At 41.2% G+C, this 430-nt stretch carries 1 protein-coding gene; it reads left to right on the top strand.

Annotation, left to right across the window (positions count from 1 at the left end; genetic code table 11):
- The coding region (locus ETC00_RS20540; protein WP_253264355.1) for a methyl-accepting chemotaxis protein at positions 1-430 on the top strand (430 nt) is incomplete at both ends.

Here is a 430-nt window from a genome sequence, read left to right as displayed (position 1 = left end):
GATATGTTAAATGAGGTGACAAACATCCAACATCAGTCCGTGCAAATGACTGAACGGGTAGAAAAGGGAAAAGAAGATGTGAAGCAAACATTAACGAAATTAGATGGTGTCGCGAAATTAATTGAAGGAACAAAGTCGTTGACGAATGAGCTAACAGATAGTTCGCGGAAAATCGGAGAAATCGTCAATGCGATTCGTAGCATTTCAAATCAGACAAACATTTTATCGTTAAATGCAAATATTGAAGCAGCGCGTGCTGGTGAACACGGAAAAGGATTTGCGGTCGTCGCAAATGAAGTACGAAAGCTTGCGGCACAAACCGAGCAATCGCTTGATTACATTCAAAATCATATTGATGTCGTGCAACAAACGATTCGAAAGTTTGAACATGCGTTTCAACAAATTGTCGAGGAAACGCGCGCATTCCGTC

The sequence above is a fragment of the Brevibacillus sp. MCWH genome (assembly GCF_013096935.1).
Taxonomy (GTDB): Bacteria; Bacillota; Bacilli; order Brevibacillales; family Brevibacillaceae; genus Brevibacillus; species Brevibacillus aydinogluensis.
Note: the sequence above shows the minus strand (reverse complement) of the source record. Positions and strands in the feature narration are given on the sequence as shown.